Source organism: Rhodococcus sp. UFZ-B548 (genome assembly GCF_903819475.1).
In the GTDB taxonomy this organism is placed as follows: Bacteria; Actinomycetota; Actinomycetes; order Mycobacteriales; family Mycobacteriaceae; genus Rhodococcus_F; species Rhodococcus_F erythropolis.
In genome coordinates this window covers 524,023-545,043 of the sequence record NZ_CAIJDS010000001.1, presented here as the reverse complement: position 1 = coordinate 545,043, position 21,021 = coordinate 524,023, and the positions used below count along the sequence as shown (strand labels likewise).

25 protein-coding genes are annotated in these 21,021 nt (G+C 61.9%); 14 read left to right on the top strand and 11 right to left on the bottom strand.

Features of this window, described 5'->3' with window-relative positions; translation table 11 throughout:
- Positions 1 to 120 precede the first annotated feature (120 nt).
- Entirely contained in the window at positions 121 to 813 is a 693-nt protein-coding gene (locus H7C86_RS02640; RefSeq protein ID WP_182261038.1) for an SDR family NAD(P)-dependent oxidoreductase, read from the top strand.
- 22 nt (positions 814 to 835) lie between these two features.
- Here H7C86_RS02640 and H7C86_RS02635 read toward each other — a convergent pair whose 3' ends face one another.
- Entirely contained in the window at positions 836 to 1,609 is a 774-nt protein-coding gene (locus H7C86_RS02635) for a hypothetical protein (RefSeq protein ID WP_019744985.1), read from the bottom strand.
- Between the two features lie 105 nt (positions 1,610 to 1,714).
- Between H7C86_RS02635 and H7C86_RS02630 the strand changes: the two genes are divergently transcribed.
- Together H7C86_RS02630 and H7C86_RS02625 are read left to right on the top strand one after the other, a co-directional pair.
- Complete coding sequence (locus tag H7C86_RS02630; RefSeq protein WP_019744984.1) at positions 1,715 to 2,542, top strand: crotonase/enoyl-CoA hydratase family protein; 828 nt, start codon at positions 1,715 to 1,717, stop codon at positions 2,540 to 2,542.
- Positions 2,539 to 4,077: an AMP-binding protein gene (locus H7C86_RS02625; RefSeq protein WP_182261037.1), complete on the top strand. Its 1,539-nt coding sequence runs from the start codon at positions 2,539 to 2,541 to the stop codon at positions 4,075 to 4,077. The genes H7C86_RS02630 and H7C86_RS02625 overlap by 4 nt, the downstream gene beginning before the upstream one ends.
- Here the strand turns inward: H7C86_RS02625 and H7C86_RS02620 are convergent.
- Positions 4,070 to 4,702 (bottom strand): alpha-ketoglutarate-dependent dioxygenase AlkB, encoded by a 633-nt coding sequence (locus H7C86_RS02620; RefSeq protein WP_182261036.1) that lies wholly within the window; start codon positions 4,700 to 4,702, stop codon positions 4,070 to 4,072. The genes H7C86_RS02625 and H7C86_RS02620 overlap by 8 nt on opposite strands.
- 147 nt (positions 4,703 to 4,849) lie before the next feature.
- Between H7C86_RS02620 and H7C86_RS02615 the strand changes: the two genes are divergently transcribed.
- On the top strand, positions 4,850 to 5,266 hold the full coding sequence (locus H7C86_RS02615) for a hypothetical protein (RefSeq protein WP_003940106.1): 417 nt from the start codon (positions 4,850 to 4,852) through the stop codon (positions 5,264 to 5,266).
- Between the two features lie 94 nt (positions 5,267 to 5,360).
- Here the strand turns inward: H7C86_RS02615 and H7C86_RS02610 are convergent, their stop codons facing one another.
- Both H7C86_RS02610 and H7C86_RS02605 read right to left on the bottom strand, forming a co-directional pair.
- On the bottom strand, positions 5,361 to 5,588 hold the full coding sequence (locus H7C86_RS02610) for a hypothetical protein (RefSeq protein ID WP_020970523.1): 228 nt from the start codon (positions 5,586 to 5,588) through the stop codon (positions 5,361 to 5,363).
- A gap of 191 nt (positions 5,589 to 5,779) precedes the next feature.
- Entirely contained in the window at positions 5,780 to 6,364 is a 585-nt protein-coding gene (locus H7C86_RS02605) for a hypothetical protein (RefSeq protein WP_182261035.1), read from the bottom strand.
- 129 nt (positions 6,365 to 6,493) lie between these two features.
- On the opposite strand from H7C86_RS02605, the gene H7C86_RS02600 reads away from it, so the two are divergent.
- The 3 genes from H7C86_RS02600 (at position 6,494) to H7C86_RS02590 (ending at position 8,759) form a co-directional block, all read left to right on the top strand.
- Positions 6,494 to 7,072 (top strand): TetR/AcrR family transcriptional regulator, encoded by a 579-nt coding sequence (locus H7C86_RS02600; protein ID WP_080909088.1) that lies wholly within the window; start codon positions 6,494 to 6,496, stop codon positions 7,070 to 7,072.
- A 22-nt stretch (positions 7,073 to 7,094) separates the two neighbouring features.
- A complete protein-coding gene (gene gap / locus H7C86_RS02595) occupies positions 7,095 to 8,090 on the top strand; it encodes a type I glyceraldehyde-3-phosphate dehydrogenase (RefSeq protein WP_182261034.1) in 996 nt (331 codons plus the stop codon).
- A gap of 300 nt (positions 8,091 to 8,390) precedes the next feature.
- Positions 8,391 to 8,759 (top strand): hypothetical protein, encoded by a 369-nt coding sequence (locus tag H7C86_RS02590; RefSeq protein ID WP_042952746.1) that lies wholly within the window; start codon positions 8,391 to 8,393, stop codon positions 8,757 to 8,759.
- A gap of 22 nt (positions 8,760 to 8,781) precedes the next feature.
- Here H7C86_RS02590 and H7C86_RS02585 read toward each other — a convergent pair whose 3' ends face one another.
- From H7C86_RS02585 to H7C86_RS02575, 3 genes are all read right to left on the bottom strand, one after another.
- Positions 8,782 to 9,927, bottom strand: a complete 1,146-nt coding sequence (locus tag H7C86_RS02585) for a HoxN/HupN/NixA family nickel/cobalt transporter (RefSeq protein ID WP_220463452.1) — start codon at positions 9,925 to 9,927, stop codon at positions 8,782 to 8,784.
- Between the two features lie 140 nt (positions 9,928 to 10,067).
- The gene (locus H7C86_RS02580; RefSeq protein ID WP_003940007.1) at positions 10,068 to 10,397 is read right to left on the bottom strand and encodes a branched-chain amino acid transporter permease; all 330 of its coding nucleotides are present in this window, start codon (positions 10,395 to 10,397) and stop codon (positions 10,068 to 10,070) included.
- On the bottom strand, positions 10,390 to 11,127 hold the full coding sequence (locus tag H7C86_RS02575; RefSeq protein WP_020970518.1) for an AzlC family ABC transporter permease: 738 nt from the start codon (positions 11,125 to 11,127) through the stop codon (positions 10,390 to 10,392). Before H7C86_RS02575 ends, H7C86_RS02580 begins: the two co-directional genes overlap by 8 nt.
- Before the next feature lie 79 nt (positions 11,128 to 11,206).
- On the opposite strand from H7C86_RS02575, the gene H7C86_RS02570 reads away from it, so the two are divergent.
- Positions 11,207 to 11,647: an Lrp/AsnC family transcriptional regulator gene (locus tag H7C86_RS02570; RefSeq protein WP_020970517.1), complete on the top strand. Its 441-nt coding sequence runs from the start codon at positions 11,207 to 11,209 to the stop codon at positions 11,645 to 11,647.
- A 57-nt stretch (positions 11,648 to 11,704) separates the two neighbouring features.
- Positions 11,705 to 12,130, top strand: coding sequence for a VOC family protein (locus tag H7C86_RS02565; RefSeq protein WP_003940409.1), 426 nt, complete (start codon positions 11,705 to 11,707; stop codon positions 12,128 to 12,130).
- On the opposite strand, the gene H7C86_RS02560 is transcribed toward H7C86_RS02565, so the two are convergent.
- A complete protein-coding gene (locus H7C86_RS02560) occupies positions 12,127 to 13,137 on the bottom strand; it encodes an AraC family transcriptional regulator (protein ID WP_019744973.1) in 1,011 nt (336 codons plus the stop codon). The genes H7C86_RS02565 and H7C86_RS02560 overlap by 4 nt on opposite strands.
- Positions 13,134 to 14,324, bottom strand: a complete 1,191-nt coding sequence (locus H7C86_RS02555; protein ID WP_172932962.1) for a pyridoxal phosphate-dependent aminotransferase — start codon at positions 14,322 to 14,324, stop codon at positions 13,134 to 13,136. Before H7C86_RS02555 ends, H7C86_RS02560 begins: the two co-directional genes overlap by 4 nt.
- 135 nt (positions 14,325 to 14,459) lie before the next feature.
- On the opposite strand from H7C86_RS02555, the gene H7C86_RS02550 reads away from it, so the two are divergent.
- The 5 genes from H7C86_RS02550 to H7C86_RS02530 all read left to right on the top strand — a co-directional run bounded on the left by H7C86_RS02550 (position 14,460) and on the right by H7C86_RS02530 (position 18,281).
- Positions 14,460 to 15,038 (top strand): carboxymuconolactone decarboxylase family protein, encoded by a 579-nt coding sequence (locus H7C86_RS02550; protein ID WP_020908828.1) that lies wholly within the window; start codon positions 14,460 to 14,462, stop codon positions 15,036 to 15,038.
- Between the two features lie 125 nt (positions 15,039 to 15,163).
- A complete protein-coding gene (locus H7C86_RS02545; protein ID WP_020908827.1) occupies positions 15,164 to 15,559 on the top strand; it encodes a molybdopterin-binding protein in 396 nt (131 codons plus the stop codon).
- 24 nt (positions 15,560 to 15,583) lie between these two features.
- Complete coding sequence (gene modA, locus H7C86_RS02540; RefSeq protein ID WP_113683303.1) at positions 15,584 to 16,393, top strand: molybdate ABC transporter substrate-binding protein; 810 nt, start codon at positions 15,584 to 15,586, stop codon at positions 16,391 to 16,393.
- Positions 16,390 to 17,199 carry an ABC transporter permease gene (locus H7C86_RS02535; RefSeq protein ID WP_020970514.1) on the top strand — a complete coding sequence of 270 codons (810 nt, stop codon included), beginning with the start codon at positions 16,390 to 16,392 and terminating at the stop codon, positions 17,197 to 17,199. Before modA ends, H7C86_RS02535 begins: the two co-directional genes overlap by 4 nt.
- Positions 17,196 to 18,281, top strand: a complete 1,086-nt coding sequence (locus H7C86_RS02530) for a sulfate/molybdate ABC transporter ATP-binding protein (protein WP_020908824.1) — start codon at positions 17,196 to 17,198, stop codon at positions 18,279 to 18,281. The genes H7C86_RS02535 and H7C86_RS02530 overlap by 4 nt, the downstream gene beginning before the upstream one ends.
- Here H7C86_RS02530 and fadD11 read toward each other — a convergent pair.
- On the bottom strand, positions 18,257 to 20,059 hold the full coding sequence (fadD11, locus tag H7C86_RS02525; protein ID WP_182261033.1) for a fatty acid--CoA ligase FadD11: 1,803 nt from the start codon (positions 20,057 to 20,059) through the stop codon (positions 18,257 to 18,259). The two genes, H7C86_RS02530 and fadD11, sit on opposite strands and share 25 nt — an antisense overlap.
- Positions 20,056 to 21,018 (bottom strand): SDR family oxidoreductase, encoded by a 963-nt coding sequence (locus H7C86_RS02520; RefSeq protein ID WP_069145735.1) that lies wholly within the window; start codon positions 21,016 to 21,018, stop codon positions 20,056 to 20,058. Before H7C86_RS02520 ends, fadD11 begins: the two co-directional genes overlap by 4 nt.
- Positions 21,019 to 21,021: the final 3 nt, after the last annotated feature.

The window sequence follows — 21,021 nt, the reverse complement described above, 5'->3', positions numbered from 1 at the left end:
GTTATTTGACGTTGACAACAAACGCCATATATTCAGAATTTCTACACAGTGTGACGGCAATTATGCCTGTTTGCAACATAAATTGAGTGCGTAGCGCACAGAAACTCAGGAGTGAATGCGATGCAGGGTTACCCAGAGGGTGTCACCGCGCTCGTTACCGGCGGTGCGAGCGGAATCGGCGCCGCCAGTGCAAAGCTGTTGACGGAGAGGGGAGTTCGGGTGGTAACGGCAGATCTTGCCGAGGGTGTGGACGAACAACTCGACGTGAGTGATCCGACAGCAGTCGATGCGCTTCGAACCAGACTCGGCAGAGTCGACATCTTGATCAACAGTGCGGGAATCGTAGGACCATCAGCGCCACTCGTCGACGTCGACCTCGCGGCTTGGCGGTGTACGTTCCGCATCAACGTCGAAGGGACATTCCTGATGTGCCGGGCGTTCGTGCCGGGGATGGTTGCGTCCGGGTGGGGGCGGGTCGTCAATCTCGCGAGTATTGCTGCCAAGGACGGAAACCCGAATCAGAGTGCATATTCCGCGTCCAAAGCGGCAGTCGTCGCGCTGACGAAGTCGCTCGGCAAAGAGGTCGCCACCACCGGTGTGCTGGTCAACGCGATTGCTCCCGCGGCCGTGGAAAGTCCTATGAATGCCGGCACCGATCCGGCCATCCTCGCTCGTTCGCAGTCTTTGACGCCGATGGCACGGATGGGGCGGGCCGACGAGATCGCTGAACTGATCTCCTGGCTGTCGTCGTCGGCGGTGAGTTACTCGACGGGTGCTGTGTACGACGCCAGCGGTGGCCGCGCAACGTACTGAATTACCTTCTGGAAGAAGTCGATCAGAACTGGAGCAGTGACTGCCACAGTTCGCGAGATGCGTCCTGGTACTCGAGCATGTGCGAGATCAGTTCACGTAGTGGCTGCGTCGGTTCGAGTTCTTCCGGAAGGAGCGGATTGCGCACGATGACCGCGATCACCGCGCTGCCCAAGGCAAGTGATTCACGGGCAGCCTCCTCGCGACTGATTGTCGCCAGGCGTGTTTGCGCCTGTGTGAGTGCTTCACGGGCCTCGGCGATGTCGACCAACAGTGCTTCCGAGTTCCAGAGTGTGCGGATTGTCGAATCATCCTCGGGGGCAAGGTGAGCGATTTCCATGACAGCCGATTCGGGGGCGGCGCCGAGTCGGCGGAGAGTGCGGCGGGCGCTGTCCGTGCCGCCGAGCAGATTGTTCGGGCGGACGGCGAGTGTGGGCTTCCACTCCTCGTAGCCCGCCAGGCGCAGCGCCTGATCGTGTCTTCGGGCGGCAGTGCGGTCGCTTCGTTTGAGCGCTGAGTGCTCGACGGCTATCCACGTGCCGTCCCAGGGGCGTATGCGATCGGTACGAGTTCGCCACCCCTCGACCTCGCTGTAGGTGGGGATGCCGTCCGGGTTGAGGACGTACGTTCCACGAGCGGTGCGACGCAGTTTGTTCTCGCGGCACAGGCGGCCCGTTGCCACGCGAACGCTCGATGCGCTGACACCGACGATCTCGCCGGCCCGGGTCAGCACTGCAGTGCTGAACTCGGTGTCCGGACTCGCCGTTGCGAGGTCCAGCACAACTCGGGTTGCGGACATTCCTCGATCAGTTTGTAACAACTTTTGAACAACTCCTGACAAATTATGTTACAAGTGGCATGGTGGGTACCGGGAAACCTTATCCGCGAGCAGTGAGGAAATATCGTGACCGACTCCGATCGACCAGGTGGCGATGTCTATGTGGAGCGTGACGGTGGCGTCACCGTCATCGTGATGAATCGCCCTGATCGCAAGAATGCGGTGGACGGGCCGATGGCGGCGCAGTTGCGTGATGCCTTCCTGGAGTTCGAATCGGACGAGAGTCAGAAGGTGGCGATTCTGTGGGGCGCGGGCGGCACATTTTGTGCCGGTGCGGATTTGACCGCAGTCTCCGACCCCGCCCGCGTGCACGAGTTGCATCCGGAAGGCGGCGGCACCGGCCCGATGGGGCCGAGTCGGTTGGTGTTGTCCAAGCCATTGATCGCCGCCGTCAGCGGATACGCGGTTGCAGGAGGGCTCGAGCTTTCATTGCTCGCGGACCTGAGGATCTGCGAGGAGGATTCCGTCTTCGGAGTCTTCTGCCGGCGCTGGGGAGTTCCTCTCATCGATGGTGGGACCGTGCGACTGCCGCGAATCGTCGGGCAGGGGCGAGCGCTCGACATGATCTTGACCGGTCGCCCGGTCGACGCTCCGGAGGCGCTGGCCTTCGGACTGGCCAATCGTGTTGTTCCAGTGGGGCAGTCACTCCAGGCAGCCAAGGAGCTTGCGCACCAGTTGTCCGCTTTCCCTCAACTCTGCATGCTCGCGGATCGCGCGTCGGCCTACCGATCTTTTGATCTACCACTTGCCGAAGCACTGCGGGCCGAGGGCGTCGCGGGAAATCCCATTGTCATCGCTGAAGGTGTGCGCGGCGCTGCTGCGTTCGCCGCGGGCGCCGGCCGGCACGGCCGGTTCGAGAACAACCCGAATTCGAACGAGGAAACTGAACCATGATGCCCATAACCAGAGACCTGATCGCCCGTGGTGCGCGACAGCACGGATCGCGAACAGCCGTCGTTTTCGGCGATCGATCGATGACGTTCACGGAAGTGGACGAACTCAGCAGCCGATTGGCGCACACATTCATCGCCCTCGGTATCGGGCGGGGTGCACGGGTTGCATTGCTGGTCAACAACTCTCTTGCCAGCGTCCCCGTCGATTTTGCCTGTGTCAAAGCCGGCATCAACAGGGTTCCGCTCAACTCGCGTCTCTCGCTCGACGAGCACGCGAGAATGCTCGAGGACACCGACACCTCGTACGTCGTCTTCGGTAGTGACCTCGCCGACCGCGCCGCTGAACTGTCCGCCAGGTTCCCCGAACGTACGTTCATCGGGCTGGAAACAGGTTCGGCGCGGCAGCGTTCGCTGCTCGACCAAGCACAGAGCATGCCTTCGGACACTCCGGACGTCGAGTTAGCTCCCGACGATGTGATCCTGACGCTGTTCACCTCCGGGACCACGGGAACATTGAAGGCCGCGCAGCACACTCAGCGCAGCTACGCCGGCATCTGCCGCAATGTTCTGCTCAATCTGCTTCCGGCGACTCAGGACGACACGATGCTGCACGCGGCATCACTGATTCATGCCAGCGGTGTCTTCGTGCTTCCGTTCTGGCTGCGTGGCGGCAAGACCGTCATCCTTCCCGGATTCGACCCGTCGACCTTCTTGGACTCGATAACCGAGCATCGGGCTACGGCAATCAATCTGGTGCCGACGATGATTCAGATGCTCCTCGAACGCCCTGATTTTGCGAGCGCAGACATCTCGAGTCTGAAATCCGTGATCTACGGTGCGTCGCCGATGCCGCTGGCCACCATCGAACGTGCAATGCAGGCGTGGGGGCAACACCGTTTTCTCCAGTACTACGGGCAGACCGAGGCACCGCTGTGTATCGCAGTCCTACGGCCCGAAGATCACACGGAAGATCGCCTGCTGTCCTGTGGTCAGCCCGCCATCGACGTCGAGATCAGGCTGCTCGACGGCGAGGGAAACGAAGTGCCCCAGGGAGAACCGGGTGAAATCGTGATCCGCTCGCCATCGGCGATCGCCGGATACTTCAATGCACCGGAACTGAATGCGGACACCTTCACCGAAGACGGCTGGGTTCACACCCGTGACATCGGTCAGTTCGACGCCGAAGGATTCTTGTTCTTGAAGGACCGAGCTTCGGACATGATCATCAGCGGCGGATACAACGTCTACCCCCGTGAAGTCGAGGATGCACTCCTGACGCATCCGTCTGTTCGTGAGGTCGCCGTGGTGGGTACCGCCGACGCCAAGTGGGTGGAGGCGGTCACGGCTGTGGTGGTAATCGAGGACGGGACCGTCGAAAACGACGCACTGCAAGCATCATTGGTCGCGCACGTCGGCGAGCGACTGGCGTCGTACAAGAAGCCTCGTCGGGTTGTTTTCGCAGAATCCATACCGAAGACGGCCGTCGGCAAGCTCAATCGGAAGGCGCTGCGAGACGAACTCCGCCACGCTATCTAACTCCGCGAGTACGGAATTGAACGCTGATTCTCGGCCCGAGGGCCCGCGCACTCTTCGGGACACAGTGTTCCCACGTGCGTTGGCAGGATCCGCCCATGACGAGTAGATCTCCGTGTCCGAGATTGAAGCGGATGGATTCGCCGCCCCCACGAGGGCGCAGTAGGAGCGGGCGAGCCGCACCGAGAGACAGGATGGCCACCATCGTGTCCTCGGTGCGACTTCGTCCCGTATTGTCCCCGTGCCAGGCAACGCTGTCGGAACCGTCGCGATAGAAACACAGACCCGACGTGGCGAATGGTTCACCGAGTTCGTCGAAGTAGTGACTGCTCAGCGCGTCTTTGGCTTCGGTGAGAAGCGCGTCCGGCAGTGGTTGATTCTCTGCGTAGAAACACACCAGACGAGGGACGTCGACAACGCGGTCGTACATCTGACGCCGTTCGGAACGCCACGGCACCGTAGCTTCCAGATTGTCGAACACGGCCTCCGATCCGGTCAGCCAGGCCGGGCGATGGTCGACCCATGCGCCGGCGGTGAGAATACGTCGCTGCACCGTGCCGTCGAGATCGGCCAAAGAAACGCCGAGGTCACCGTTGTCGAACAGAGACGGTTGCATCGTGGCGGTCATAGGCTCCACCGTACACCGAAATCGAACATATGTTCCCATGAATCTTGATTGCAGTGCTGGACGGCTGTTCATCCTTGCTGGGTGATGTCCGTCGGCGTGAACCTTTGAATACTGTTCTCACGCTATTTCGCCGAAGAAGGGGACGTCATGACTGCTCCGCACCAATCTCATGCGAACCATCCTGTCCGACAAGGCTTTGCCATCGGGACCACGGTGGCGGCAGCCTGCCTGCTCTTCGTCGCGGGAATCGTCGCGTTGCTCCAGGGCATCGCGGCTCTCGCAGACAACGACCTGCTGATCGTCGGAGTCAACTACACCTTCGAATTCGATGTCACGACATGGGGTTGGATCCACATCGTGCTCGGAATCATCGGCATCGCGGTGTCGCTGGGATTGTTCGTCGGCATGACGTGGGCCCGCGGCATGGCCTTCGTGATCGCGGCGCTCTCGATCGTGGCGAATTTCCTGTGGATGCCGTACTACCCGCTGTGGTCGATCGTGATCATCGCCCTCGACGTCGCCGTGATCTGGGCCGTCGCGACCTGGCGACCTGACGAGGTGTGATCCTCTGACCGAAGTGAGTGGTTCACCTGCGACAGGTGAACCACTCACTTCGCTGTGTCCGGGCCTCCACGGTTGGCCTCATCCCTACGCGGCGTCAGCGCCGTTTCGGTGACTCGCGATCCTGGTTCTCGCGCGGACGCATGTCCTTCGTCGATCGGTGTGGGAAGCCGTGGATCATCGAGCAAGAGATCCAGCAGATCACCACCGTTGCGATTCCGAGTCCGATCGACGCGAATGGTTCCTGCGTGGCCAGCCAGACGCTCAGTCCGATTGCCGTCCCGACGATCAGAATCAGGATGGTGTCGAGTCGTGTCGTTTGCATCGAAATCATCGCCTGGCACAGATTGTTTTCGGCGGCCCGCTGGTTTTGGCGGCCCGCCACCCGGCGAGTGACAGCCGGGGGCAGACCTTGCGCGGCTGACCCCTCGCTCTGGAAATCGCCGCCGCAAGTGATCAATACCCGCGAAATTCGTCTGCGAAACTCTTGGCAGGCAGAACAGGACCTTTGGCCGGTCAGATCGATTCCGCGCGGTTGGCCGCCTCGATGAATCGGGACCATAACGGTACGCGGACGCTAATGGGAGAGAGTGTCTTTCGGCCCTGTCCGAGGGGGAACTCGTTGGCGAGATATTCGAGGAGGTTTGCCCCGTAGTAGACGATGTCGGTCTGCCACACGGAGATCACCGGCGATCCCGAGGGGGAGGGTGCGGCGGGCGTGAAGCGGTGAGCGAAGATCGGGACAAGGCGCGGCCACGCTCCGATCTGTTGACGCACGATTGTGGTGACGTCCTCGGGTGAGGCGGGCATTCTGCCCCACGATGCCGGCCAGAACGGTGGTTGTTGATGCAGTGCATCCCAAATGAAACCTTCGGTGACTTTATCTAGCCAAGTACCCAACTCGAGGTCGTCGGCGCTACGCCAGTTCGGCCAACGGTCGCCAAGTGGTAACGCAGTGGCAAGAAGGCTGCGGTGGTCTGGGTTGAAGTGAAATCCAAAGCGTTCGTGGACGGAATCGAACTCTGCGTCGGTCAGGCCCTCGCTGAGTTCGATCCCGGCCCCGTTGAGCAGTGCCGCTGCCTCGCGCCCGACGTGCTTCATTTCAGGAGTCTTGCAGATGCCACGTCCAGAACGGCAACGATGCTCTGGTCGATCACCGCACAATCGCCCGGCCGGCCTGTTGGTCGAACCTACGTTGAGGTTGTACATACTAGTTGTTACAGTCGATTGGTGAACTCAAAGGACCAGCTGACGGGTGCGATGGCAGAGCTGTTGTGGGAGCGCGGCTATGCAGCGACGAGCCCACGCGACGTGATGACACGTGCCGGGGTTGGCCAGGGCAGCATGTATCACCATTTCAGTGGAAAGCACGAACTTGCGGTACAGGCGCTGTCTGCAGTTACCCGAGAAATGACGGGCGAGTCATCTCCGTTGGGTGGAGAAGGCTCGCCCCTCGAACAGATGAAGCGCTACCTCTCATTGCCGCGGCCGGGTACTCGGGGGTGCCGGGTGGGTCGGATGACCCAGGACCCGGAAGTGGTCACGGATGCAGAACTGATCGCAGTCGTTGCGAACGCCTTCGACACCATGCTGAACCATTGGGAGCGGGCGATCACTGCCGCGATTGCTGCAGGAGAACTTCCGACGAGCATCGTCCCGGCGGATCTCGCGCGAACGCTGGCAGCCGTCCTGCAGGGCGGCTATGTACTTGCCCGCGCGCAGGGTGAACAGGGCCCGATGGACGCGGCGGTTCGTGGAGCCATTTCCCTGCTCGACGCCGCCCAGTCCGCTCTGCGCACCGATCACTGACCAACTCGAGAAAGAGAAATCAATGTCCGTTCGTATCGGAATCAACGGCTTCGGCCGCATCGGTCGCAGCTACCTGCGGGCTGCGCTACGCAGCGATGCGGATGTCGAGATCATCGCGATCAACGACATCGCCGACGCCGCAACCCTCGCTTCGCTCCTGGAGTGGGACTCGGTGTCCGGTCATCTGGACGGCGTCGAGGTCGACGGGGACGCGATTCTCGTTGCAGGAAAGCGCATTCGCGTTACCTCTGAGCGCGAGCCGTCCCTCATCCCCTGGAGAGCCGAACGCGTCGATGTCGTCATAGAGTCGACCGGCCGATTCACGGACTCGGTCAACGCTCGCCAACACCTGACAGCGGGAGCGCGAAAGGTGATCATTTCGGCTCCCGCCGACAGTGATGTCTCTGCAGTTGTACTCGGAGTAAACGACGACGTCCTCGACATGTCGGAGGACGTATTCTCGAACGGATCCTGCACGACCAACTGCCTCGCACCGATGGTTAAGGTGCTGCACGAGGCGTTCGGCATCGAGTCCGGACTGATGACGACGATCCACGCCTACACCAGCGACCAGCGCCTCCACGATGCTCCTCACAGCGATCTCCGGCGCGCCCGCGCCGCGGCATTGTCTACGATCCCGACTTCCTCCGGCGCCGCCGCCACCATCGGGCGGATCATCCCAGAGTTGGACGGAAAATTGACCGGACTCTCGCTGCGCGTCCCCGTGCCAGTCGGTTCTATCACCGACCTCACTGCCCATCTCTCACGACCGGCGACTGTCGTGGAGATCAACGAAGCGTTTCGCGTCGCATCGCAGACTCCCGAACTCTCGTCTTACCTTGCCTATTCGGAGGCGCCACTTGTCTCTGCCGACATAGTCGGCAATCCCCACTCGGCAATCTTCGATGCGCCCCTCACACAGGTCGTCGGCGAACAAGTGAAGGTTTTCGCCTGGTACGACAACGAATGGGGATTCTCGAACCGGCTCGTCGAGCTTTCGCAGCGGGTTGGCTCATAGCGACCAGACGCAGGGGCGGAAGGCTTCGGTCGTGGAGGCTGTGCGACGGAAACTGATTTCCCATGGGGGACCCTCGTATGGACCGCACTGGTGCGTGGTGCCCGCAATGATTGGCCGCGATGTGCCCTCACCTGTGGCAGCGGGCGCTGGGTTGTCGAGCGAGTCCGCCATCGTTGCCGTAGATCGGTTGCCGGTGATCTCACCGTACTAGTCGGAAGGTGGTCTGGGCTCGAGGAAATCGGGAGGTGCAGCTGCCGCCGACCCGCATTAGATCGGGACGCAGTCGTTGTACTGTGAGCCATGCCGACCCTGCTTCGACGTGCATTCAAGATCGGCGCGGTAGCGCTGGCAACGATTGTGGTGGCGGCCTACCTGTATGCGGCCTTCACTTATCGCAGCGCTGATGTCTTTGCGCCGCCAGGACGCATCGAGTCTCTCGGCCGGACCTATCTGATCAGTAATTTCCCGCCGCGCACTCGTGAAGACCTCGAACAGCGATACGCGCAAGGCCACCGTGAGCAGTACACCTTGGAACAAGTGAGTTCCGTATTTCCGTGGCGCGCTGTCTACCAGTGGCAGAACGACCAGATCCGCGGCCAGGCGACGTCGAGCGCGTACCTGAAATGGGGCGAGACGTACATCAGCTATTCGCTTTCGGGTGGCCCATGATTCTGCGTAGGCCGAGTCGAACTCACATCGCTTCGTCTGCTGTCGCTCGTCGTGCTACTGCTGCACCGGACTGCGCTTGCCACCGTTCTTCGATGCGGCCGTACCGCCACACGAGGAGGGCGATCAGCCAGGTGACAACAAAGAGTCCGACGATGATGAAGCCCATCGCGCCGAGATCCAAGTTCCCGATGGCGCCGAGAATCCCGTCGTGGATGTCGAGTTTGTCGGTGAAGATCGAGATGATTTCCTGGGTCCCGATCAGCAGTGCCACTGCCACCGAGAGTCCGGTGATCACCATGTTGTAGTAGATCTTTCGTACCGGCTGGGCAAATGCCCAACCGTAAGCGAAGTTCATGAACGATCCGTCGATCGAGTCGAACAGAGACATCCCGGCGCAGAAGAGTATCGGTAGAACGAGGATCGAATACCACGGGAGCCCTGTCGCTGCCGCGCCGCCGGCGATCACCAACAGTCCCACTTCGGTGACGGTGTCGAATCCCAGTCCGAACAGTAGGCCGACCGGGTACATGTGCCAGGGCTTGCGAACCATCTTCATCACCGGGCCCAGGATTTTGTTGAGGGCGCCGCGGCTGTCGAGTTCCTTCTCGAGTTGTTCCTCGTCGAAGGTTCCGGCCTTGTACTTCGTGTACACCCGATGAATCCCGATGAGAGAGAAAAGATTCAGGAGTCCGATCAAGATCAGGAACGTTCCGGAAATGGTGGTGCCGAACAAGCCGGTCCACTTTTCCAGATCGGAGTTGTCGTCGGAAAGGCTGGTGGCAAGTTGCCGCACACCCAACGCCAGAAGTGCGACGAGAACAAAGACGATGGTGGAGTGTCCGAGTGAAAACCAGAAACCGACGGACATCGGTTTCTTGCCGTCCGCCAACAACTTCCGAGTGGTGTTGTCGATGGCGGCGATGTGATCGGCGTCGAAAGCATGGCGCATGCCGAGCGTGTACGCCGTGACACCGAGTCCGATGCCGAAGACACTGCCTTCGATCGTGTAGTGGCCGGGGACAACCAGACCGAGCAGAACTGCCCACCCGACGACGTTGAGTGCAACGACGGTGACGGTCATTCCGATGATGCTTCGACGCTGGCCTCGATCCAGACTGTGCCAAGCGCCGGCGATTCGGGTGCCCGTCGTGGTCATTGTCGTGGACATCGAACCTCACCGATCTTTCAGTCGCGGCCGGCGGCCACCCTACTGAAATCGTATAAGTGTTCAACTGTTCAGATAAGCGCCTGGAGGTTACAAATCACCCATCCGGGAGTAAAACTGCTTTGCTCCCGGATGGGAAACGCTCAGGCAAACACGGTATTGACCAGTGCGACGTAGATCGTCGTTCCGACAACGATGCTCAGGACGGCATTCTTTCGCCACAGGTGCGCGGCGATCGTGGCACACACTGCAATCAGTTCGGGGAGGCCGTGAGACGGGGCGGTGATCGACACCCCTTTGAGTGAATACATCACGAGGATCAGCATGACGCCGGCCGGCATGTAGATGCCGAGGTAGCCGACCAGGGCGGAGGAGCGCAGCGGCATGAGCGCGGCGAAGGGGATTGCGCGCAGCGCGAAGGTGACCACGGCCATGACTGCGACCGCCGCAAAGATGTACGAGGTGTCAGGCATCGATCTTCGCCTTTCGTGAGTCGTAGACAAAGCGGCCGATCAGGAAGAGCACGAAGGCGCCCATTGCAATTGGCAGCATGTGATCCGGGGCTGCGAGCCGGGCGACCAGAGCGCAGGTGACCGCAGCGACCGGCACCGCGAATCCGTTTTGTGCGCGAATTGCCTCGATCGAGAGGACGACGAACAGTGCGGTCAGAGCGAAGTCGAGACCGACTATCGAATCTGGAATCCACTGTCCTGCCGTCGCGCCCAGGATCGCGCCACCGATCCAGTAGCCGTGGAGGTACAGCTGGGAGTAGACGATGACGCGTCCGGTGAGTGCCTTGGGATCGGCAGTTACCGACATCGCATAGGCCTCGTCGGTCAGCGCGAACATGCTGTAGAAGCGGGCGAAGGGGTTGCGAATCTTTTCCAGCGGAAAACTCAAGGCGTAGAACACATGTCGAAAGTTGACCAGCAGTGCGGTCAGAGCGACGTACGGCAGTGGTGTCATGGCCGCGACCATTCCGACGGCGAGAAACTCCAGCGATCCGGCGTAGATCAGCGAGGTGAAAGCGACTGCCCACCAAGGGTTGAGGCCCTGTTGGACCACAAGAACGCCCAGGGCTATCCCGAGTGGGAGCAGGCCGAATCCGACCGGCAGCGACAGTTGGAAGGCATGCCGCCACGCCGGGGTTCGCGGCGAGAGTTCGACGGCAGGCGCGGCCGTCGACGATGCTGGTTCGATCACGACGCAAATCTATAACAAAGATCGAGGTGATCGATTGCTCAGAATGCCCACATATTGAACAGTGCGCAATAATAGTGCGATGGATGCCATGGATGACGCAATTTTGTTTCACCTCCGTCAGGACTCGAGTCTGACGAACACGGAATTGGCGGATCTGGTGGGTCTGACACCGTCCCCTTGCCTGCGCCGCGTGAAAAAGCTCGAAGCCGACGGAATCATCACCGGGTACCGCGCGATCGTCAGTCAGGAAGCGCTTGGCCGAGGATTTCAAGTGATCGTCACCGCCGAGATCGGAGTCAACGACCAGGCGACCATCGAGGACTTCGAATCCCAGGTCGCCGCCTTCGACGAAGTGATCGAATGTCGGCGGTTGTTCGGAATTCCCGACTACTTCATTCGGGTCGCGGTGAAAGATCTCGCGACGTACGAGAACTTCATGGTCACCAAGCTCAGCGGGCTTCCGGCTGTCTCGCGGGTGACATCGCTGATCACCATGAAGACCATCAAGAGTGTCGACTGATGCCCGGGCTCGGCTGAACCTTCACTAGGTGTCGGTGGTCGGCGTTAACGTCGGAACATGGGATACGAATTTCAAGTCACAGTAGATTCGGCACACCCGCACGAACAGGCGAAGTGGTGGGCCGCAGCACTCGGGTGGGCAGCGGAGCCCAGCGACGAAGACTTCATCAGGGGCCTCGTCGCTGCTGGTCACGCCAAGGAATCTGACACCACGACCTTCGAGGGAGTTCTCGTCTGGCGCGAAGGTGCAGCCATCAGCGATCCGGAGCATCCCGAACGTCCCCGCGTTCTGTTCCAACTGGTTCCGGAATCGAAGACGGTGAAGAACCGGCTCCATTTCGACATACGAGTGGGCGACAAGCGCGAGGATGTCGCAGCGCACCTCGAGACGGTGGGGGCGACGATCCTGCACCGGGGAGCGCAGGGGCCGAGCGTGTGGATCACGATGACCGATCCCGAAGGAAACGAGTTCTGCGTCAGCTAGCGGTACGAACTCGGAGTGTCGCCGGTCCATCGTTTGAAGGCCCGACGGAACGCGCTGGGCTCGGAGAACCCCAATCGCGCCGAGAGTACTTCGACGGATTCTCCGCGCCGCAAACCAGCGATGGCTACGTCGCGGAGCACTTCCTCGCGTAGTTGATTCAGTGATGTTCCGTCACGCCGCAGCAGTCGACGCAGATGGGGAACGCTGATCGAGAGCATCTCGGCGATCTCCTCGGCCGTGGAGGTTCGCCCCTTCACCCCGAGTTCCAGGACCCGTCGCACCTGCGCCGACGCAGTGCTGTCGTAATCGCGTTCGGACATGAGCTGAATCGGAGATTCTCGGAGGTACTCCTCCAACGTCTCCTCGGTTTGGATGATCGGTGCGCGCATGGCCGAGTTGTCGAACTCCAGTGCCGCTCGCTGCGCGCCGAAGGTGACCGGCGCTCCGAAGATGTAGTCGTAGTCCTGCGCCAACCGCGCATCCGGTGCCGAGTACGGAAATTCGACTGCTCGAAGTCGGACGCGCTTTCCGATCAACCACGCGGAAAATCGGTGCAGCAAGATCAGGACAAAATCGGTTGTGACACGTTCTGCGACATCAGGTTCGGCGACGCCTTCGCGAGCGCGGACTGCGAAGCTCACCCGCGTGCTTTCCTCGCCCTTTTCGATCGCCAGTGGGGCCAGAGCCGGTAGCGCACGGATCACGTCGGACATTCGAGCGAACGCTGATCCGAGGTCAGGGCAATGGATCAACGTCAGGCAGATCAATCGGAAAGTGCCACGGGGGACCGGGGCGGATCCGAGGCCGAACAATTCGTCGTCGGTGATCTGCCAGGTGGTTTGAATGAAGGTGGTGACCTGAGTTGGGGTCAGCCGCGCGCGAGCGTCCGACAATGTCTCCAGGTCGATCCCAGCAGCTCGCAGTGCACCAGACAAATCGACGTCGTTGTCCGGCGAGAACGCGAGGTAGCGGTGGACGAATGCGGTCGGGATGGTCCGCGCTGTCATGGGTGCGCTGTTCCTTGGAGCAGGTGGAGACGGCGTGCAGCTTCGGAAAGAATGTGGTCCTGCTTGCAGAAGGCGAAGCGCACCAGGTGCTTCCAATCGTCGCGGTTGTCCGCGAACACGTCGACCGGTACGGCCGCGACGCCGATACGCTCGGGTAGGGCGCGACAGAAATCTCCCGCGTCGGTTTCACCCAACGGTCTGATGTCGGCAAGGAGGAAGTACGTGCCGCCGCCGGAATGCACCGTGAAACCGGCCTCGGTCAGAGCTTTTCCGAGTACGTCCCGTTTGCCCTGCAAGCTCTGTCGAAGTTCGACGACCCACGGCTGTTCGTTGGTCAGCGCGTAGGCAACGGCCGGTTGGAATGGTGCACCGGCAACAAATGACATGAACTGCTTGGCGGCACGGACTCCGTCGATGAGTTCTCGGGGGCCGATCGCCCAGCCGGTCTTCCAGCCGGTGACATTGAAAGTCTTTGCGGCACTGGACACAGTGACGGTGCGCTCACGCATGCCCGGGAGCGACGCCATCGGTGTGTGGGTGAGGCCGTCGAAGACCAAGTGCTCGTAGACCTCGTCACTCAACACGATCAGGTCGCGTTCGCACGCGAGTTCGGCGATCGCTCGAAGTTCGTGATCGGTGAATACGGTGCCGGTGGGGTTGTGAGGACTGTTGACGATCAGCATCTTCGTCTTGGCGGTGATCGCGCCGCGCAATGCATCGAGATCGACCGCGAATCCGTCTCCCGCGGCAACCAGCGGAACTGTGCGACGCACAGCGCCTGCCAATGCGACGGATGCAGCGTAGGAGTCGTAGTACGGCTCGATCAGCACTACTTCTTCGCCGGGTTCGACCAGTCCGAGAATCGCAGCACTGATCGCCTCGGTGGCGCCGACGGTGACTAGAACTTCGGAGTCGGGATCACTGTCGAGTCCGTAACGGACGCGCCGATCCTCCGCGATGGCCTGACGCAAGACGGGCATGCCCGGACCGGGCGGGTATTGATTGACGCCCTCGGCGATGGCTCGGCGCGCTACTTCGAGCATGGCCGCAGGACCGTCGGTATCCGGAAAGCCCTGACCGAGGTTGACCGCGTCGTGAAGTGTGGCCAACGCTGTCATCTCGGCGAAGATCGTGGATGCGAACGGCTGCAGACGCGAGACGGTGCGGTTGCGGGGCGTCGAAGGCATCTTTGCAGCTTAGTCGGCTGACACCGCATCCTCACATCCGCTCGGACGCGGTGCTTGTCACGTTTGAATCGCCGCCATCGTCCAACTCTGTAGAGAGCATCGAATCCGGTGCCCCAGAACATACGGAGGCTTGCCATGACTCGCATTCCCGCAGTGACACCGTCAGAAGCCAGTCCGTTGATCAAAGTGGCATACAAATTCGCCGCCAGGCAGTACGACGAAGTCCCCGAGCCCTTTGCCGTCCTGGCCAACCATCGGAAATTGTTCGTCGCGGCTGCCCGTCACGAGATGGCCGTGCAGAAGGCGTCGAAGGTGCTGCCGTCGAACATTCGTGAACTGGCCGTCTATCGCGTCGCCTGGACTGTCGGCTGCTCGTGGTGTGTCGACTTCGGGACGATGCTCTCGCGCCTGGACGGTTTGGACATCGACAAGCTGAAAGGGATCGCGAATTACCGGGATTCACCGAAGTACAGCGAGGACGAGCGGGCCGCGATCGCCTACGCCGATGCCATGACCGGTGACCCGCACGGGGAGAACGGGGTGACGGACGAGCAGGTCGCGGATCTCGAGCGCAGGTTCGGGCGAGCGGGCGTCGTGGAACTGACCTATCAGATCGGGCTCGAAAACATGCGCGCCCGGATGTATTCGGCGTTGGGGATCACCGAGCAAGGGTTCAGCACCGACTCCTGCCGCGTGCCCTGGGCCGAAGAATGATGCGCTGACTCGTCTACGGCAACTATCGACAATGCTCCGCAGATACGTGATCATGATTGACTAGTTCACGCATCTGCGGAGTATTTCGGCTTGTTAGGTCCGCACTTGCGACCTACGATCACCTGGTGCCCAACATTCGAATCCGCGAAGCTGCCGGTCTGCTCGGTGTCAGTGACGACACCGTTCGACGGTGGGTCGACGGTGGGCTTCTCACCGCGAGGACGGACGACTCCGGCCGCAAGGTCATCGACGGTGCCGAGTTGGCGGGCTTCGCCCGGTCCAACGCCGGACCCGCACCGGCCGATCCGCTCGCGGGTGCGAGTTCGGCCCGCAACCGGTTCGCCGGCCTCGTCACCAAGGTCGTCACCGACAAGGTGATGGCCCAGGTCGAAATGCAGTGTGGGCCCTTCACTGTCGTCTCGTTGATGAGTACCGACGCGGTTCGGGAGCTCGGACTCGAGGTCGGGAGTATCGGAGTCGCAATCGTGAAGGCCACCACGGTCATCGTGGAAACGCCGTAGTTCTGAACATACTGGAGGAAATTCGTGAAGCGTGTAGTCGGACTTGTTGCAGCAGGTGCCTTTTCGCTTGCCCTGGTGACCGGTTGTAGTTCCTCCGACAATTCGTCGTCGGAGACGTCGTCGGCCGCTCCGACCACGACCACTTCCAGTGACAGTGCCACGGGAAGCATCACCGTCTTCGCGGCGGCGTCACTCAAGAACAGCTTCACCGAACTCGGCAAGGAGTTCGAGTCCGAGAACCCCGGTTCATCGGTCACATTCAGCTTTGCCGGGTCCTCGGATCTCGTCGCCCAGATCACCCAGGGCGCACCGGCTGACGTGTTCGCCTCGGCTGACGCCGCCAACATGACCAAGGCCACCGATGCCGGTGTCGTCGCGGGGTCGCCCTCGGATTTCGCGAGCAATACCTTGACGATCGTTGTACCGCCTGGCAATCCGAAGGGCATCGCGTCCTTCGCCGATCTGGCAAAGGAGGGGACACAACTGGTGATCTGCGCTCCGCAGGTCCCGTGTGGCGCGGCTACGAAGAAGGTCGAGACGGCCACAGGTGAGACCCTCTCGCCCGTCAGTGAGGAATCGTCGGTGACCGACGTTCTCAACAAGGTGACGTCCGGGCAGGCCGATGCCGGCATCGTTTACGTCACCGACGCGAAGTCCGCGGGTGACAAGGTGCAGACGGTCGCGTTCCCGGAAGCCACCACGGTGGTCAACCTGTACCGGATTGCGGTGCTGAAGGATTCGAAGAATTCGGAAACGGCAACCAAGTTCGTCGATCTCGTCAAGGGGCCCAAGGGCCTGGCAGTTCTGAGTGACGCGGGATTCGCTGCCCCGTGACACACCTAAGACCGGCAGTCCGGGCTCCGCTCGGGTTGCCGGTATGGATTTACCTTCCGGCGCTGATCGGCGGAGCGTTTGTCATCGCGCCCTTGGCGGCGATGCTGGCCACCGTGCAGTGGTCGCAGTTCTGGGAACTCGTGACTTCCGAATCGTCGGTTGCCGCGTTGAAACTGAGTTTGAAGACAGCGGCAATGAGCACGCTGCTGTGCATCCTGTTCGGGGTACCGATGGCCGCGGTGTTGGCGCGCAGTCATTTTCGGGGACTGTCCGTTCTTCGATCCTTGATTCTGCTCCCGCTGGTTCTGCCGCCCGTGGTGGGCGGTATCGCGTTGCTGTACACGTTCGGGCGCAAAGGGTTGATCGGTGAGCAGTTGGAAGTGCTCGGCATCCAGATAGCATTCTCGACAACCGCGGTGGTCCTGGCGCAGACGTTTGTTGCGCTACCGTTCCTCGTCGTCAGCCTCGAAGGTGCACTACGCACTGCGGGTACAAGATACGAGGCCGTTGCCTCGACGCTCGGAGCCCGCCCGACCACTGTGCTTCGCCGGGTGACTCTGCCGCTGGTGCTTCCCGGTCTGGTGTCAGGGGCAGTTCTGGCTTTCGCTCGAGCGCTGGGGGAATTCGGTGCGACGCTGACCTTCGCGGGAAGTCTGCAAGGGGTGACGCGTACCCTGCCGCTGGAAATCTATCTCCAGCGTGAGACCGATCCGGATGCAGCGGTGGCGCTTTCGCTGGTGCTGGTCGTAGTCGCGGTGGTCATCGTGGTTGCGGTGCGTGGACGCGGATCGGCGGGTTCGTTGTGAGTGGCCTCCACGTCGACATCGAGATTCCGGAGCGCGACGTCGTTGCGACGTTCGACGTAGCGGCGGGCGAGGTGACCGCCATCCTCGGGCCGAACGGCGCCGGCAAGTCGACGGTACTGGCGGCGGTTGCCGGACTGCATCATCCGCAGCGCGGGTTGATCGAACTCAATTCCCGCGTTCTCACCGATACCCGTAGGGGAGTCGTGTTGGCACCCCATCGGCGCGGCACTGCCCTACTCGCGCAAGAGGCACTTCTCTTTCCCCATCTCAGTGCGGCTGCGAACGTGGCGTTCGCGCCGCGCAGTGCAGGGCGGTCGCGTCGCGATTCCGCCGAGTCCGCGCGCCATTGGCTGGACGCAGTCGACGCCGGCGATTTGGCTGACCGCAAGCCTTCACAACTCTCCGGTGGCCAAGCGCAACGGGTTGCAGTGGCGAGGGCATTGGCTGCTGAACCCGAACTGCTTCTACTCGACGAACCGATGTCCGCGCTCGATGTCGCCTCCGCCCCCGCGCTGCGGTCGTTACTGCGCCGAGTGCTCAGGACCGGCGATCGCACTGCCGTACTCGTCACGCACGACGCTCTGGACGCACTGGCGCTGGCCGACACGGTTGTCGTCATGGACGGTGGCCGGGTCGTCGAACGTGGTGACGTACGAACAGTTCTGACCCGCCCGCGTAGTGCATTCGCAGCACGCATCGCCGGAATCAACTTGCGCAGCGGCACGATGGCCGGAGACGGAGTGCTCAGAAGTCCGGTCGGGGTGGATATCGCGGGCCAGACGGAGACCGACCTACCGGCCGGCAGTGCCGCCGTGGCGGTCTTCGAGCCGCGAGCAGTGTCGGTCTTCCTGGATCCGCCGCACGGCAGCCCACGAAATGCGTTTGCGGTTACGATCGCGGAGATCGAAAACCGAGGCGATGTCGTCCGAGTGCGAGCGGAGGACGAAGCCGGCCAGCCGGGCTTGTCTGCCGACATCACGGCGAGCGCAGCGGCCGAACTCGATCTGGTTCCGGGATCGGCCGCTACGTTTGTGGTCAAGGCCACCGAGACGCTGATCTATGCGCAGGGTGCAGGCTCGTAGACGTCCTCAACGACCGAATCCGCATAGAGGGCTGCAATTTCGGACGCGTACTTCTCGGCTATCGGCTTGCGCCTGAGCTTCATCGTCGGTGTCAGCTCGTCGCCGCCTGGCTCCCAGAACATGGTGAGTACGTGAAACCGCTTGATCTGCTCGGCCCTCGACAGACGCGAGTTTCCCTCGGCGACAGCAGTTGCAACGACGTCGACGATCCGAGCGTCCTTGGCGAGTACCGCGGCCTCGGCCGCAAGTCCCAGTGAGCGTGCCGCTCCGACCGCGGCGTCGGCGCTGAGAGTGATCAACGCTGTGTTGAACTTTCGGCCGTCTCCGATCGTCACGACCTCACCGATCAACGACGACGACGTCTTCACTGCCGTCTCGATGGCGGCCGGTGACATGTTCTTTCCCGACGCGTTGATGATCAACTCCTTCTTGCGATCGATCACCGTGAGGTAGCCGTCGGCGTCGGCGGTGACGACATCTCCGGTCGAGAGCCACCCGTCTGCACTGATCGCTTCGGCCGTTTTTGCGGGTTCGCCGCGGTACCCCTTCATGACCAACGGTCCTCGAACCAGTAGCTCGCCGTCCGCCTCGATGCGCATTTCCATGCCTGGGAGCAACTTTCCGACCGTTCCGAGCTTGGTCGGCTCGGCCGGCGCGGTGCTCGCGATGCATGTCAGCTCGGACATTCCCCAGATCTCCGAGATCGGAACTCCCAGGGCCGCAAAGAATGCCAAGGTTTCCGGCGGAATCGGTGCGGCGCCAGAGATGGCCCACTTCAGTTCGGCAAAGCCGAGTTTCGCACGCAGAGCGGACAGGACCATCGTATCGGCTCGGGCGTAGTCCGCTTCCAGTTCGGCGGGGACTGTTTCACCGGCTCGCAAGTGTGCGAGACGAGTGCGACCGACGTCGAGTGCCCACTGCAACGCCGCTCGCCGCTCGTCGTCCGGTTCGTTGGCGACAGCCGATTCGACTGCAACTTTCAGCTTTTCCCACACACGGGGGACGCTGCCCCAGATCGTGGGGCGACAGTCCGGAAGCGCGGCCGCTACCTGGCTCGGATCCGGCACGACAGTGATCTGGGTGCCGAACACCATTTGCATGTACAGGCAGGTGAGCCGATCGGCTATGTGCGCCGACGGCATGTACGAGGTGATGCGGTCACCGAATTCGACGGGGAGTACAGCGCTTACGGCGTTGGTTTCGAACAACAGGCATGCATGAGTCGTCTCGACGCCCTTGGGGTTGCCGGTCGTGCCGGAGGTGTAGATCAACGTGGCGACGTCGTTCGGTTTCACCGCACGCCAGGTGCCCTCGAAATCGAAATCCGATGCGGCAGAATCCTTCATCTGCTCCAGGGTCACGGTGCCGGGCTGGTGGACATGCGATTGCGCGTCGACGACGACGATCGTCTCGAGTGTGGCGCCCGAGCGGCGGACCGTATCCACGTACCGGTCTTCGCAGACGAGAACCCGTGCACCCGAATTGGCGAGGATGTAACGGATGGCTTCGGGTGCCGACGTGTTGTAGATGGAGAAGGACGTCGCGCCGAGATGTTGGGCACCGACGTCGATCGGATAGAACTCGATGCGGTTACTCATCATCAGGGCAACCGTATCGCCGTGTCCCACGCCGATTCCGGCCAATCCCGCGGCAACCTCGCGGACCTGTTCGGCGTACTCGCGCCACGTCAGTGTTCGCGCATCGCCGATGTCTCGCAGGGCCACCGAGTCGGGCGCTACCGCCGACACTCGCTGGAAGGCTGCACACAACGTGGTCATGATGATCTCCTGGATGCCTTTGTCAGGGCTGATGCATTCGTCGGGGCCGCAGCGGTGGTTCTGTCTTCGAGTTCGCGGATCAGGTCGTGTGCCTGTTTGTCCCTGGCCAGATAGCCGTCGGCCAGGACATTGATGAATCCGCGTCCCCACGCCCAGGGTTCCCAGGCAGCGGGGGCAAGGGTCCGCGCGGCGCGGCGCGCGATCGCGTCTGCGATCACCGTGGCGGCACGGTCCGGGGAGATTCGATGACGGAGGGGACCGGGTAGTCGAGCGTCGAGTTTGCGCCCGATCTCGTCGTCGTCGAGTGTGGCGCGTGCAAGTTGTGTATCCACCATCCCGAAGTACGCGATGCCGGCAGTGGCGCCGTAGCCGGCAACCTCGAGACGCAGCGCCCGGCCGAGCGCTTCGACCCCAGCCTTGCTGATCATGTACGAAGCGCCGCCCAAACCGGGGGCGAACGACGCTGCCGATGACACGACGACGACGTGCCCACTGTTGCGGATCACCTCGTCGATGGTCGGATGCACTGTGTTGAAGACGCCGGTGAGATTGACGTCGAGCACGCGATCGAATGCGTCGGGATCGATCTGGCGCAATGTTGCCGGGGGAGGGGTGATTCCGGCGTTGGCCACCACGACGTCGATTCTGCCCAGCTGCTCGATGATCGTTTGCACGGCTGCGGTCATGCCGTCCCGATCTCGGACATCGGCCGTCACCGTCACGACTCGCTGTGACTCGAATGAGCGCTCGGCCGTTGCCAATGAACTTTCGTTGACGTCGACCAGCGCCACGGTGGCCCCACGCCGGTGGAGAGTGCGCGCCAGCGCGGAACCGATACCGTCGCCTCCGCCGGTGATCAGCACGACCTTTCCGGCGACGTCGTAGTCGATTCGGCGTCCGGGCAGTGGAATGCCCAGATCGCGGACTGTTCCCGCAATTGCGGACATGCGTCCCGTCATTGC